Genomic DNA, 14,452 nt, shown 5'->3' with positions numbered 1-14,452 from the left:
GATGAAACCATCAATCAAAATGGCGAGTGTGTTCGCCCTGTCCGTCCTGCTGAGCGCCTGTCAAAGCGATGATCCTCAGGCAGATAATGCCTCACAGGCCAGTGCCGTGACCGTCACTCAGGTGACCCTGCTGGCGCCTTCCTCAGGGGATCTCGCCGTAGACACTCTGGCTGCCACCGAGCTGCCGCCAGTCAATGGCAATCGCGGCGGCGTGAGCTTCAGCGCTCCCATAAACCATACAGCCCAACTCATGGCACCAACCCAACTGGAACAGAGCAGTAGCGACCAGTATTGGCGCACCGTCTCAGGCGCCGAGCTGAATCAGGGAATCATGCTGGCCGTCAGCCAGAGTGATAGCGTGATTCGGGTGGCACCTAGGGGCGATGTTAGCTCGGGCGCACTGCGTCAGAGCCCGGCCATCTCGCCGGATCAACTGCGCCTCTACAAGGTCAATAAGCAAACTCTTGATAAGTCGGTCTCACTAATCCAATCCATGAGCGATCCTCAGGCAATGGCGACCGCTGGTATCGTCGACGACTCCAGCGCCTTAAGGCTGTCAAAGCGGGCAACGCCAGGTATGTATCAGCTACAAGTTGTTCAGCCCCTCAGTGCTAACGACAGCTATTTGGTCAACGTCAAGGAGAAGGGCAGCCCCTATCAGCTGACACTCTCTGCGCCTAAGCATCTGAGCAGTCAAACGCCCCTGTTGGCCTTCGATCTAAAGCTGAGCAACAGCGACATCGACCTTAGCCCCACGGCGACCCTGAAGCAGAGCGATGGCCGTTACCACAGCTTAGCCGTGGTCAAACAGGGCGAACAGTGGCAGGCCCAGCTACCGGACGATTTAACCCTGCCCAGCAGCAACTTGGGCCTGAGCGAGATCCAGCTCGACATAGAGACCCGGGTTAACGGCCTGCCGCTAATCCGCACCGTCAAGACGGCTTTTAAGCAATATGTGCCCGCAGCCAAGCTGCTAGACAAGGCCAACATCCATTGGCAAGACACCAAGCCAACCCAAGCGGTGTTCGACCTGCAAGTCGCGAGCCCAGGACGCTACCAGGTGTCTGCCGTGTTAGCCGGCACGGATGCTCAAGGTAAACAGGGCAATATCCTGCGCGCCGAGACGGCTCAGTGGCTCGATGCCGATGGTCAGATAACTCTGAGCTTCGACGCCGAGCAGCTCGCCGCTTCGGGTCTGGTGGCTCCCTACGCCATCAAGGCGCTGGAGCTTAAAGATCAGAGCCAAATGGCGCGTCTGAGTTATCTGGGCGAGGCCGCCTCACTCTAAGTCCGCTTACTTTTAACCCCAAAAAACAAGAGCGGCCTCTATGTTCATATAGAGGCCGCTCTTTCTATTTGCCTTAGACTCGTTATCTCACCCTATAACTCGGTATGAGGCCTTACCTTGTCAAAATCGGCCAATATGGCGTAGGCACAGGGGATAACAAACAAGACCAGCAGGGTCGATGCAAAGATACCAAACACGATCGACACCACCAGTGGCTGCACCACCTGAGCCTGCAGGCTGGTTTCCAGCAGCAGAGGTAACAAACCCGCCGCCGTGGTTAGCGAGGTTAAAAACACCGCCCTGAAACGCTCACGACTGGCACTCACCACCGCCTGATGCACGCTATCCCCCTCATCCACATGGTGGCGAATATATTGCACCAGGAGGATAGAGTCATTCACTACTATGCCCGCCAGGGAAATAAAGCCCATAATCGAGGGCATTGAGAGGTTATAGCCCAGTAGCAAATGCCCCCAGAGTACGCCGATCAAGGCCAAGGGGATCGCCAGCATCACCACGGCAGGTTCCAGATAGCTCCTAAACTGAAAACTTAAGATGGCGAACAGGCCAAACAAGCCGATCAAGAAGCCCTTCCCCATAGAGCTGCCGGTCTTAGCCGTCTCCTTGGCCGAGCCTTCGAAATCCACCCTCAGCTCTGGAAACTGAGTCTGTATCTGAGACAACCACTCGCGCTTGATCGCGGCAATGGTCTCGTTAGCATTGGCGCGCTGGTTGTCGACATCGGCCATCACGGTCACGTTGCGCAGCCCGTTGATACGTTGAATACGCACGTAAGAGCGTTGATCTTGCAGCAAGGCAATGGACGATAACGGCAACTGACTACCGTCGTTAAGCATGATGGGGAAATTCGCCAGGGCATGCAGATCCCCCGCCTGCTGCTTGTTCAGCCTGACCTCGATCTCGATATTCTCCGGCCCCACCTGCACCTCATCGGCGAGCTGACCATAGTAAGCGCTGCGCAGCTGCGATGCCACCAGCTGGCCATCGATACCGAAGCTCTCCACACCCGGGCGCAGGCTGACCTTGACCTCCTCCTTTCCGGGGCGCATGTCATCAAGAATGCCACTAATGCCATCAAACTGCCCAAGATAGCTCTGCAGCGAGACCGAGGCCTGTTTGAGCATATCTAGGTCATCGCCCTGCAAACGTATCTCGATATCCCTGCCAGCCGGTCCCATGGTGGGCTGCTTGAACACCAAGGACAGCGGCATGGCCAGCTCACCCGTCTCGATACGCCAATCGCGGATAAAATCCTCGATCAGCGTATTGCGTGTCTCGGCCGACAGCAGATCCAGCCTAACGGTCGCCACATGGGGGCCGCTCTCGCCAGCGTCGGCATTAAAGTTATATTGCGCCGTGATATCTCGGATCAGCTCATGCTCATCTTCCACCTCATGGGTATACCTGTCGCCGACTCGCTTGGCGCTGGCGATCAAGGTTTCAACCACTTCTTGGGTCTGACTCAAGGCGCTGCCCGGCGGCAAGATGATGCGTGCCTCGGCGATATCGCCATCCAGATCGGGAAAGGGCACAAACTTAAGCGCACCGCCAACCACTAAGGCGATGGAAATCAACAGCAAGCCGAAGGTGGCCCCAACACTGACATAACGCCAGCGCACCATAAAGCTCACCATGTCCACCAATCTATGATTACGAAACGCCTCAAATCGGGCGAGGAATCTCGCCTTAAGCTCACCGATACGGTTTGGTGTCGTCTCGGGCTTAGCATGCGACAAGGAATGATTAAGGTGGTTGGGCAGAATCAAAAAGGCTTCAAACAGGCTGATGGTTAGCACCATGATCAGCACGGTCGGAATGGCGGATAATACAGCGCCCATCTGGCCATCCAGCCCCAGTAGTGCGCTGAAGATCAGCACTGTGGTCAGGAAGGAGGAAACCACACCAGGAGCGACTTTGCGCACGCCCTTAACCACTGCCTCGTGGGGCACCATACCTCTGTCTATATGAGAGGCAATGGACTCGGCGATCACTATGGCGTCATCCATCATGATACCGATCGCCATCAAGAGCCCCACCAGACTCATAAGGTTGATCGATACCCCAAACAGGCTCATCAAATAGAGGCCGCCCATAAAGGCGACCGGCAGACCGGCTGACACCCAGAAGGAGTAGCGCAATGAAAAGAACAGCCACATGCTAAGAAAGACTAAGATAATCCCCTGCCAACCATTGGTGATCATCATCTGCAGCCTGTCTTGCAACACGGAGGAGAGATCATTGGTCAGTGTCAGACGAATGCCATCAGGCGCGCGGGCCTGCTCCTGCTCAATAAACTCTGTCACCTTGGCCTTGATCCTCAGGGCGTCGTCGGCCTTGTTTTTCTGGATCTTAATCAGGGCGGCATTACTGCCATTGAACTTAATATGCTCCTCATCAAGCTCAAACCTGTCGCTGATGCTGGCAATATCACCCAGACGCACCACGCTGCCGTCGGGGTTAGAGGCGACGATGATCTTCGCCAGCGAGGCAGGTGTCACCTTACGCTCGTCGAACCTCAGCAGGATATTCTTATCTTTCAGCTCTATGTTACCCGCCGGCATCTTCACATTCTGCCGACCTACCTTATCGGCTATCTCGCCGGCGGTCAGGCCAAGCCTGCGCATATCCACCTCATTAAGCTCGATACGTAACTGATGATCGGAAAATCCGGCAATAGAGACCAAGCTGACCCCAGCATCTATCTTAAGTCGACGCTTTAGATCTTCGGCGTAGCTCTTCAGGTGTGGCCAACTGGTATCGGCAACAACGGCAATATCCACCACAGGCTCGGCCCAATCCAGCTCCTTGACTATGGGTGATTCAATCTGACTGGGGAAGTTCTTAATGGCATTAATCTGGGTTTGCACATCCACCAACATGCGCCCCAGATCGGCCTGAGACTCTAGCTTTAACCGCATAGAGGCGATCCCCTCCTGGGCATCACACTTCACCTCTTCGATATTGGCCAACCCATCGACGGCATCTTCCATGCTCAGGCAGATACTCTCCTCCACCTCCACCGGAGAAGCGCCCGGATAAACCACTGAGGCGATCACATAGGGTGGTGAAAACTCGGGAAAGGTTTCACGCTTAATGCTGCTCATGTTGATCAATCCCAGCAGCAGAAAGGCCAGCATCAGCAAGTTGGCCAGAGTAGGATGCCTGGTGATGTAAGCTATCACAGCTTTGCCCCTCCCTCATTGGTCACAGGCTTAAGGGACATGCCGGCAATCGCTGGGATAAGGTCGTTGAGCACTAAGGTATCACCCGGGTTAAGCTCCCCCTCGATGGCCACCCATTGCTCGTGACGAAATAGCACCTCGACCGGTTTAATCACCAGTTTCTGCTCGGCATCCATCAGATAGACCTGATTGCCCCGCAGCGCTCGCTCGGGGATCACCAAATGTTGCTTGGGCTTACCGCTGATCACCGCACTGACAAACATCCCCTTTGTCAGTGGTGGACGCAGCAGCAGGTCCATCTGATTAAAGTCCTGCTCAACTTCCAGATAGAGACCTATAGTGGCCTGATTTGGATTGACCGTTTCGGCGACCCGGGTAACTTTGGCTGGCCAACTAAAGCTATGATTACCCGCCTGAAAAGTGACTTCAGCCTGGAGATCAAATTCGTCGATGGAGGGCATGCTTCTGGGTTGTGATGCCTCGAACATGCTGCTGACCAGAGTACGCATATCCTGTAGCGACAGTTCCAGCTTGATTTCGGCGGTGCCTAGCCTGTGCGCTACCAACATCACGGCGCCATTGGCCACCACCTGATCTTGCTCGATATTGATATCTGACACGCGCGCATCGAAGGGTAGCACCACCTTAGTTTGGTTCAGGCGACGCTCGGCGTCTTGCAAGGAAGCTCTATCGACACTGAGCTGAGCTTCACTCACCTTGCGATCATCGGGCAGCAGTTTTAGTGAGCTTTGCAGATCTTCCACCAACTTAGTCTGCGCCAACAGTGACTGCTTCTGGTTTTCCAGTTCAGAACTGGAGACTAAATTACGTTTCTTCAGGGTGAGCTTACGTTGATATTCCTGCTCAGCCAGTACCAGCTTTTGCTGCTCTATCTTGAGGCTGGTATTGAGGTTTTTCTCTTGTTGATCCAGGCGGGTCAGCTGCGCCTCGGTGGCATGTAGGCTTGCCTGAGCCTGAGCAACCTTGAGCTGATACTCAAGGGGATCTATCTCTAGCACTAAGGTGCCCTGAGGTAACATGCGGCCGGTTTCTAACTGAGGATGACGATAAAGCACCTTGCCACCCACTTCGGCTACCGCCTGCCACACATGCTTGGGCTCAACCCGGCCAAAGCCGATCACTCTCGGAGAGATAGCCTGCTCGGTTAATGTCATCACCTCGACCGCCCTGGCCTTGTCATAACCCGCAACCAATGAAGGGGAAGGCTTAAGCAACGCCGCCAAGATCAACACCAGGGCGCCAATCCCTACACCGACCAACAAAAAACGTTTCTTGTTATTCATCACTTGTATCCTTTTCACCCATGAGACCGCGTTGCAGCAAATTGGCATTTTGCTCTGCAAGCTGCTGTAAAAATACTGGCGTGATCTCAATACCGATTCTTTGCAGGAAATTTTCCGGCACCAGAAACGGGAACACCATCATGGCGAAGAAGCTCAGCTGAGCACAGTGTGGGTCCACATCATCCTTCAGCAAGCCCTTCTCTTTTAATCGTTGAAATATGGCCATATTCTCGAAGTTAACTACCTCGTTGAAGGCCTTGGTCACTTCGGCATTTTCCGGCAGGCTCTGATCGAGTCCGGCGATGCGCAGAATCATTCTGGGAAAATGCGGGTGCTTGCTCATGACGCTGTAGTAAGTCTGCAACAATGCCGCTGGGCTTTCCTGACGCACCTCTTTTCTCGCCTTGTGCAATTGGGCCAACACGGGCATCGCCGTCTCATGGATCATGGTCGAGAACAGACGCTCCTTCGAGCCGAAGTAGTAGCGGATAAGGCCAGGATCTGTACCCGCCTGGCTAGCGATCTCTCGAATAGACACCTGAGCATAGGGACGTTCGATAAACAGATTTCTCGCCGCCAGAATCAGCTTATCGCGATTTTGTGTGTCTCCGCTGGGACGGCCGACACGACTTTTTACTTCTGCCATAAAAATTCCTCAATAGAAGAATTAATACTAGAAGAACTCCATTTGAATTGGCAGGGAAATAATTCCCCTAAAGGCAGGATTATGTAGAATTTTGCTGGCGAAGTTCACATCTCTTCGCCAGCAGATTGACCACTAGACAGGATCTTGATGGATCAAAACTTCCACATGATCGAACAGGCTTCTTACCCGCGCCTCGGCCGCATCGGCAATGGCATGGGCTTCCACCAGCGGCAGGTTACCATCCAGTTCCAGATGACATTGAACGAAGGTTGTCTTGCCCGATGTACGGGTACGCAAGTCGTGGAAGCCATTAATGCGGGGATCTTTCTCTATCGCCTGTACTATCTTGAGCTTAGTATCGGCATCCAGCTCACGGTCCAGCAAGGACTGCGCCGAGCGGTAGCCCAGTTCCATCGCCTGTTGCCCGATAAACAGGGCAATCAACAGGGCAAACAGGCCATCGGCCCACCACCAGCCAAATTGCGACAACACCAGAGCCAGCAAGACGGCGCCATTTAAAAACAGATCCGATTTATAGTGCAGGGCATCGGCCTCAACAATGGTGCTTGAGGTCTTAGCCAAGGCGCGGCGCTGCAATAGCACCAAAGCCAGGGTTAAGACGATAGCGATCACAGATACCACCACACCGACCATGGCATGTTGTACCGGTGCCGGGTTAATCAGTCTATCACCACCATGAAGTAGCAGCAGGAACGCCGAGCCTAAGATAAAAGCCGATTGTGCCAGAGATGCTAAGGGTTCGGCCTTACCGTGGCCGTACCTATGATCTTTATCTGCTGGCACTATGGCATAACGAATCGCGATAAAGTTGACGATAGACGCCAGGGCATCGGCAAAAGAATCGGTTAGAGAGGCGAGCATACTGGCGGAACCTGAATACATCCAGGCCGCCAGTTTGATCACTATCAGGATGAGCGCTGTGGCCACTGAGGCGCGGCTAGCCAGTTTCACCCAAAAATCGTATTGGGAAGTGTCGGTCATAGGGTCACATTACAGCTAATTGTTAGCAGGGGAAGAATATGACCCAAGTGTAACTCAGTTAGACCTTATGGGCGATTACCTTTACGTCCACCTCGATTGGCAAAATTCTCCTTAAATTTAGCCTGCTGCTCTGGGGTAAGCATCTGATAGATAGCGCGTTGCATCTTCATACGCTCAACGGCGGCCATGGCTTTTCGCTCACTGCGCTGAGCCATCATTGCTTGAGCATCGGCTTCATTGAAGCTGTCTGAGGTGATCATATCCAGCATCTGCTGCTTATGCGCGGCGCGCACCTCATCCGATGGACGACTCGCCTGCATCGCCTCGCGATGAGACTGCATCAACTCCTTCATCTGACTGCGCTGAGCATCGGTAAGCTCCAGGCCACGAAACATCTTGTGCATATCACCATGATAGCCTCGGTGTTCACCACGCATCTCATGACGGCAACCGCCATCATTACTTGGGCCCGCGGCGTAAACTGCCGGAGCCAACAGGGCCGCACTGGTCATTAACGCAAACAATCCTGATTTTAGGGTCATCTTATTCATAATCTGCCTCTTACGCTTTTTGCGGGTAGTTAATTTGCTCTGTGAAGAGCTTCGACACTTACAGTTTACGCCCCCCTATGTAATCCAGGGTTTTCAATTGGTAAACCTCTGTAAAGTTTACGCATCCCCCCATAATCTACTGTTGATGATGACTTTACGTAGACTTACATTCTTAGACTGCAATTGACGTCTAAACGGGTATACTCAAGCTGTTATAGGTGTAGAGAGACGTACCATGAGCCAAATTCTGTTAATTGATGACGATCTGGGACTAGCTGAACTGCTAGCACAACTGCTTGAACTTGAAGGTTTTACCCTAACACTCGCCCATGATGGTGAGGCTGGGCTCAACTTAGCCTTATCACAGCAGTTCGATCTCATTCTCTTGGATGTCATGCTCCCCAAGCTCAATGGCTTTGAGGTGCTCAAGGCGCTGCGGGCCAAGAAACAGACACCTGTGCTCATGTTGACCGCTCGCGGCGATGAAATTGACAGAGTAGTCGGGCTCGAAATTGGCGCGGACGATTATCTGCCTAAACCTTTTAACGACCGCGAATTAGTGGCGCGCATTAAGGCAATCATACGTCGCACCAGCCAACAGGTAGACGAGCAGCAACCAGGCATCATAGAGTTTGCCGACATCAAGCTAGACCCCAGCCGTCAGGAGGTGGTCTGCCAAGATCAGCTACTTATCCTCACAGGTACAGAATTTGGCCTGCTATATCATATGATTCAGCACAGTGGCGAAGTGCTCAGTAAGGACAACCTCAGCGAGAATGTATTAGGTAAGAAGCTGATGCCCTTCGATCGCAGCTTAGACATGCACCTGTCTAACTTACGTAAAAAGCTCCCCGAGCGCGCCGATGGGCGCCCCAGAGTTAAGACCCTCAGAGGCAAGGGCTATATCTGGCTAACCTGATGAAAATTAGTAGTCTTCCTAATCGCATCTTTATCAAGCTGCTACTGAGCTTCTGGCTCTGTAGTAGCCTGATCATCGCCATCGTTGGCCTGCTGCCACTGCTGCAGCAGAACCATGATCAGGCCCCTATCCCACCAGATCTGCAGGAACTGCTAGAACGTGTCGTAAAGCGGTTAGAGGACAAGCCTGAGCTCCTGACCAAGAAGCGCGACAGACACTGGCACAGACTCAGAGAGATGGATAATAAGCCGGTGCGCTTCTATGTGGCCGATGAGCAGGGACAACTAATCAACAACCAGCGAGCCTCTCACGGCATACGTCGTTTCATGTTGATGGCCGATGAGGCCGGACGCCCCATCAGTCACCAATTTAAGAGTGAGCTGCTGTTTGGTCCCAAAGTCTTCACCCTACAAGGCAAGCGCTACAGCCTCTATGGCCGCCTGGCGGAGATGCACCCCAGACCCTGGTTTTTCTTCTTTGCCGAGAACATCGCACTGACACTAACCTTAGCCATCTTACTCTCAGGTCTGCTCTGTGGTCTGCTGGCATGGCACCTGGGTAAGCCCCTGCGCTCCCTCAAACAGAGCGCCGAAGCGGTAGCAAGTGGCGATCTCAGTCACAGGGCAGACCCCAGTACCACGGCGCGTAACGATGAGATAGGCCAGCTGGCGCAATCCTTTAATGCCATGGCAGACTCCATCGAGTCTATGGTCAACAGCCAGCAGCGATTAATTAGCGATATGTCCCATGAACTCAGAACACCACTGACCAGGCTACAGCTCGCACTGGCGCTGACGCGTAAAAAGGGACAAGACTCGAAAGAGATTGAGCGCATCGGCTATGAGGCCGAGCAGTTAGAGGCGATGATCGCCGAATTACTGGAACTGTCGCGGGTAAAACTGGATGTGCATGAAAATAAACACATGTTGTCGCTGGCGGAAACCCTGGGACAAGTGCTGGACGACGCTGAATTTGAGGCTGAGCAGCAGCAGAAATCTCTGGTGATCGACATTGACGACAGCCTGATGTTGAAACTTAACCCTCGCCCCTTGGCCAGAGCGGTAGAAAACCTGCTGCGTAACGCCATTCGCTATGCGGAGCGAGAGATCAGCATCCGCGCCTTTGCCGAGCCAAGCAAGGTAATCCTGGAGATCCTCGATGATGGCCCGGGTATAGAGGACCCTGCCGATCTACAATCCATTTTCGAGCCCTTCTATCGACCACAATCCGCTCGCGAGCGAGAATCGGGTGGCTGGGGACTCGGGCTGGCAATCGCCAAGGCCGCGATACAGGCTCACCAAGGACAGATCATCGCCACCAATCATCAACCTAACGGATTAAAGGTGACCCTTACGCTGCCGCGTTAGTCTGCTGCAGCTCTCTTTGCTGTAACCAGAGTGAAAAGGTTTGCTTGCTGGGAATACGTCTATCCGAATGTCCCATGAGCTGGGCCATCGCATAGCTAAATTGATAATAGGTCTGCACGTCATCACACCGCTTAACGCCATCATCGCTGTTAATCATGGTGCCGCGAATATAGTTTTTAAGTAGCTCATAACGATCAAAGCCGGGACACTCGCCAACGGCTGAGATCATGCTTTTATTCCATTGACAATATTGCTCAAACACCTCATTAAACCCGTCACGATACACCTCAGAGGCTTGCAGCAACAACTCTTGATTGGGCATCATGCGCTCTATCACAAAGCGCTTTTGAGCTAACACATCATACAGACGCTGACAGTGATGAAACAGATAACATTCAAAGGGGTCGGTATAGTACGCCTGCTCACGCTCGGCCATCTTGAGCCAACCTTGGTATTGGGCACAAGCGACCGCCACCACCAGATCGGCCTCTGTGGTGAAATGATTATAGATGGTTCCCTTAGATATCTGGCTGGCGCCAACAAGGTGAGAACGGCACAGTTCAAAGCTCTGATGCCCTCTAAGGCAGCGCTGCGCTACCTCCACAAGATAATCTGTTCTCTGTTCCCAACTACTCATATCGACCCCATCACACTTTGACAAACAAAATGATTGCAACTTCACAATCAAACCATAACAGTCTTATGTACCAGAGAATATTGAGTAATACTGATACCACTATGAACAAACTCAATAGCACATGTTAAAAATCGAATTACTGGAGAGTTTTATAGCTGTAGCCGAAGCGGGCAACCTGTCGAAAGCCGCCGATAAGATCTGTCGCACTCAATCGACCCTCAGCCTGCAGATTAAGAAGCTCGAAGAGAGCGTGGGCCAATCTTTGCTACTCAGAGACAACAAAGGCGTCACGCTCACCGAGTCGGGGGAAACCCTGTTGAACTACGCCTATAAAATGATGCAGCTTAATTCACAGGCGCTGGACGATCTTAAAGAGTGCCAAAACCGCGAGATCATCCGTTTGGGTGTCCCCACAGATTACATCAAACGCTATCTGGGGAGCTGTCTGCTCGAGTTTATTCGCGAATTTACCTGTATCGAGCTGGTCATAGATACAGATGTCAGTGGCAACCTGTATAAGCGGCTACAACAAGGAGAGTTTGACCTGGTCGTCGCCACCCACTGGCAGCCGCCGGTCAACGGCGAACTCCTGTTCGAGCGCAAATTTCACTGGGTAGCGGCCAAGGGTGGCAATGCCCATAAACGCGAGACCATACCCATGGCGCTCTACCCGGAAAACTGCCCGATACGCGCCCAGGTATTTGCCAACCATCAGCTATCTATGCGTCCTATCAATGTGCTGCTCTCCACGCCATCGCCTCAGGCGCTCTGTATGGCGGTCGAAAACGACTTGGCGATTGCCCCCATTGCCGAATTCAGGATCAACGACAAAATGCAGATTTTAGATCCGCTAGAGCATAAATTGCCTGTGTTACCGACATTTAATGAAGCCTTATACCTTAATCCCGATACGCAAACCGATGCGACCTTGCAGCTGATCACTTTGATCAAGGCAAATGTGCACAATCTGGCTGAAATTGCCGACGACTAACACCATCCTTGAGCAATTAAAGAAAAGCCAACCCTGAGGTTGGCTTTTTTCGATTCACGTTAATGAGGCGGTATCAAGTTAGAAGTAATAACCAAAGTTAATATTGATACGCTTATCCCAACTGTCCCCGACCTCAGGCAAGCCCACATGGCCATTGTCGCGGGTCGAAGCATACATATTCTTACCGACAATAAAGTCGACCATGGTATAGGTCGCACCTGCCGCAATGGCGCAACCCGTAACATTTTGATAGCTGGTGTCATAACTATCATCGGCCACATCAGGGGTCACCATGCCAAAATCATTATAAAACTTCAGGCTGCCCCAGTCGGTCGCCAGGGACTTAGCAATATTAACGCTATATGCCTGGGCCTTTGCGGCGATCTCATACTGCCAGTTATAGGCTGCAACGGCGATCTTATTGCTATCTACTGCATCAGCCGCGTTATATTCATATTGCATCGCCTGCAGTTGCAAATTCCAACCTTTGTAACTGCTATCCAGATGAATCGCGACGGCATAACGGTCGCCATTGTTACCTGTCTTACCGTTATAGATCTGACCATACTCGACCGAACCACCAATCAGCGTGTTACCGCCTTCATAGCTCACCTCATAGGTTTGACGCAGATTTAATTGGTTGGTCTCCTCGTTATTGTATTCGGTACCATTGACGACACCTGAATAGAGGTCGGTAGAATAGCGATCGGCGCGCCCAGCACCATATTCGGCATTCTTATAGAAAGCCATCTCAGTCCCCCAGGCACCATGCTTATAAACCCCTTTGATGCCCAGATCATAATCATCTTCGAAGCCTAAGTAGTAGGGCACGCCAAACCAAAAACTGTTAGAGATAAAGCCAGGATTCCCAAAGGGAACCTGGTTAACGCCAAATTGCAGCTGCCAATCTGAATTAAAATCGTAGAAGCCATAACCAAAACGCAGTGCCTGCCAACCATCATAGAAACGATACTCACTGGCTAGGCCCCAGTCGCCAAGCTTACCGTTGAATTTGATCGCCGCCATATCAAAGGCAAAGTCGCCACCTTTATCCTTCGAGCTTTCGCTGTAATCTTTATAGGCGTAGTTGACCCTCACAGTCCCGGAAACATCGATACCATCTTCCTGCGCTTGAACCATGCCCGTCATCATCGCCAGCGGCATTAATGCCGCAAGGAGAGACCAATTAAACTTCTTCATCATTTCACCCTTTATTGTTAATTGCCGTGCAACAAAGGCGCACGGCGAACCTTAAATTGGCCATATGCTTGGCCTTATTTTTACGCTGCTGTTACCACTTCACATGTGTCAGGTCGCACTGAATCACTTCATCTTTATTCGCCGGTGTGCCTGGATTTTTCGCCGACTCACACAACAAGGTGGTGCCATAATCATTACGCTTATCGTGGGCGTTACTTCTGGCCCAAACGGAGACGATGGCGCGCTCTTCAGGCTTGGCTTCGCAGCTACCGTCCACATCGAAGGCATGTATGGTGTTCTGATGGAAATAAAGCAGGGGATCTTGCTGATAGCTGCCGGCTAACCACTGGGTATGGCCGTTGTGCTGGGAGGCGTCGAATTGCACCCGGCGCATCTTGTCATCTTCTTTAACAGTGGTCAGTAGAGGAGAGTCGGCACGTACAGCAAAGCTCTTAAACTGATTGGCACACGCGGGTACGCGCATGTTGTAGTAGATCTCAGAGATAGCATGGTTATGGTAGGGATAAAGGGTATCGACAGACTGCACCGTCATCCCCACTTCGGCCCCCACCTTCTCGCCATTGATCTCATCGATGCGTAGCAATCCCCAGTGACCGAAGATCTCGGCATAGGCATAGCCACCGCGAATGTTGTTAAAGTTCTTATCGTTACGCTTACTCTCTTCGGCGTACATAGGGAACCAGCCCGCTGCCGCCCACAGGTTTGGCAGGGCATTGGCGCTGATATCATAGGGGAAAGCTGACGGCATCTTCACTTCATCACCGGTAACCATCTTGGCGAAGTGCTTAGTAAAGGTTTTACCCAAATTTTGTACTTCTTTATTGGTTACCTTGGTCTTGAAGAACTCATCGAAGGTGGTGCGCTTAAAGTGCTGCGCCACGGGTGAGTTCTTGGTGAGCTCGCCACCCGGGTTATAGATCCAGTTAACCTCTTCACGAGCTCCGAAGCACTGTTTAGCCTTGTCTGGGTTATTGATCACCTGGTAGATGTTTTTCACCATCAGCTTCATATCACGGCGATCCATGATGCACATCTTCTGGCCACCTTGAGTCGAATCGAACAGGGCTTCGTCTGAGTTAAGACAGTGACTGTTCTCACCATTGGTTAAGGCCACGGCATAGGCTTTAAGGTAGGTCAGGGTCTCGTCCCACAGCATATCGACATACTTCTGATCCGCCGAGCCGTACTTGACTGGCTCACCCAGACACTTGAACTCAGCCTGGTCGATATCCTGCTGATCCAGAAAGTTGGGGAGGTTTGCCGCCATGGCACCATTTGCCGATAGCAACGACAAAGCAATAATTGTCTTTTTCATTCATCTCA

12 protein-coding genes are annotated in these 14,452 nt (G+C 52.2%); 4 read left to right on the top strand and 8 right to left on the bottom strand.

The features are described from left to right. Window position 1: 1 nt before the first annotated feature. Window positions 2–1,288 (top strand): DUF4785 domain-containing protein, encoded by a 1,287-nt coding sequence (locus L2712_RS13215; RefSeq protein ID WP_248978049.1) that lies wholly within the window; start codon window positions 2–4, stop codon window positions 1,286–1,288. Between the two features lie 92 nt (window positions 1,289–1,380). On the opposite strand, the gene L2712_RS13210 is transcribed toward L2712_RS13215, so the two are convergent. The 5 genes from L2712_RS13210 to L2712_RS13190 form a co-directional block, all read right to left on the bottom strand. After that, the gene (locus tag L2712_RS13210) at window positions 1,381–4,491 is read right to left on the bottom strand and encodes an efflux RND transporter permease subunit (RefSeq protein ID WP_248978048.1); all 3,111 of its coding nucleotides are present in this window, start codon (window positions 4,489–4,491) and stop codon (window positions 1,381–1,383) included. Beyond that, a complete protein-coding gene (locus L2712_RS13205; protein WP_248978047.1) occupies window positions 4,488–5,795 on the bottom strand; it encodes an efflux RND transporter periplasmic adaptor subunit in 1,308 nt (435 codons plus the stop codon). The genes L2712_RS13210 and L2712_RS13205 overlap by 4 nt, the downstream gene beginning before the upstream one ends. After that, window positions 5,788–6,441 carry a TetR/AcrR family transcriptional regulator gene (locus tag L2712_RS13200; RefSeq protein WP_248978046.1) on the bottom strand — a complete coding sequence of 218 codons (654 nt, stop codon included), beginning with the start codon at window positions 6,439–6,441 and terminating at the stop codon, window positions 5,788–5,790. The genes L2712_RS13205 and L2712_RS13200 overlap by 8 nt, the downstream gene beginning before the upstream one ends. Window positions 6,442–6,573: 132 nt before the next feature. Next, on the bottom strand, window positions 6,574–7,443 hold the full coding sequence (fieF, locus tag L2712_RS13195; protein ID WP_033540740.1) for a cation efflux pump FieF: 870 nt from the start codon (window positions 7,441–7,443) through the stop codon (window positions 6,574–6,576). 65 nt (window positions 7,444–7,508) lie between these two features. Continuing rightward, on the bottom strand, window positions 7,509–7,994 hold the full coding sequence (locus tag L2712_RS13190) for a Spy/CpxP family protein refolding chaperone (protein WP_248978045.1): 486 nt from the start codon (window positions 7,992–7,994) through the stop codon (window positions 7,509–7,511). A 235-nt stretch (window positions 7,995–8,229) separates the two neighbouring features. Here L2712_RS13190 and L2712_RS13185 point away from each other — a divergent pair, with 235 nt between their 5' ends. After that, window positions 8,230–8,913 carry a response regulator gene (locus L2712_RS13185; RefSeq protein ID WP_033540742.1) on the top strand — a complete coding sequence of 228 codons (684 nt, stop codon included), beginning with the start codon at window positions 8,230–8,232 and terminating at the stop codon, window positions 8,911–8,913. Continuing rightward, window positions 8,913–10,280, top strand: a complete 1,368-nt coding sequence (locus L2712_RS13180) for an ATP-binding protein (RefSeq protein WP_248978044.1) — start codon at window positions 8,913–8,915, stop codon at window positions 10,278–10,280. Before L2712_RS13185 ends, L2712_RS13180 begins: the two co-directional genes overlap by 1 nt. Here L2712_RS13180 and L2712_RS13175 read toward each other — a convergent pair. Beyond that, window positions 10,264–10,917: a TetR/AcrR family transcriptional regulator gene (locus tag L2712_RS13175; RefSeq protein WP_248978043.1), complete on the bottom strand. Its 654-nt coding sequence runs from the start codon at window positions 10,915–10,917 to the stop codon at window positions 10,264–10,266. The two genes, L2712_RS13180 and L2712_RS13175, sit on opposite strands and share 17 nt — an antisense overlap. A 121-nt stretch (window positions 10,918–11,038) precedes the next feature. Here L2712_RS13175 and L2712_RS13170 point away from each other — a divergent pair, with 121 nt between their 5' ends. Continuing rightward, window positions 11,039–11,908, top strand: a complete 870-nt coding sequence (locus tag L2712_RS13170; RefSeq protein ID WP_033540745.1) for a LysR family transcriptional regulator — start codon at window positions 11,039–11,041, stop codon at window positions 11,906–11,908. Window positions 11,909–11,986: 78 nt separating this feature from the next. On the opposite strand, the gene L2712_RS13165 is transcribed toward L2712_RS13170, so the two are convergent. Next, window positions 11,987–13,111 carry a hypothetical protein gene (locus L2712_RS13165; RefSeq protein WP_248978042.1) on the bottom strand — a complete coding sequence of 375 codons (1,125 nt, stop codon included), beginning with the start codon at window positions 13,109–13,111 and terminating at the stop codon, window positions 11,987–11,989. Window positions 13,112–13,199: 88 nt separating this feature from the next. Beyond that, window positions 13,200–14,444, bottom strand: a complete 1,245-nt coding sequence (gene dddY / locus L2712_RS13160; protein WP_248978041.1) for a dimethylsulfoniopropionate lyase DddY — start codon at window positions 14,442–14,444, stop codon at window positions 13,200–13,202. Window positions 14,445–14,452: the final 8 nt, after the last annotated feature.

Origin of the sequence: Shewanella marisflavi (assembly GCF_023283925.1) — a bacterium.
Classification (GTDB): Bacteria; Pseudomonadota; Gammaproteobacteria; order Enterobacterales; family Shewanellaceae; genus Shewanella; species Shewanella marisflavi.
The sequence above is the reverse complement of the archived record's forward strand: the minus strand, read 5'-3'. Positions and strand labels throughout refer to the sequence as shown.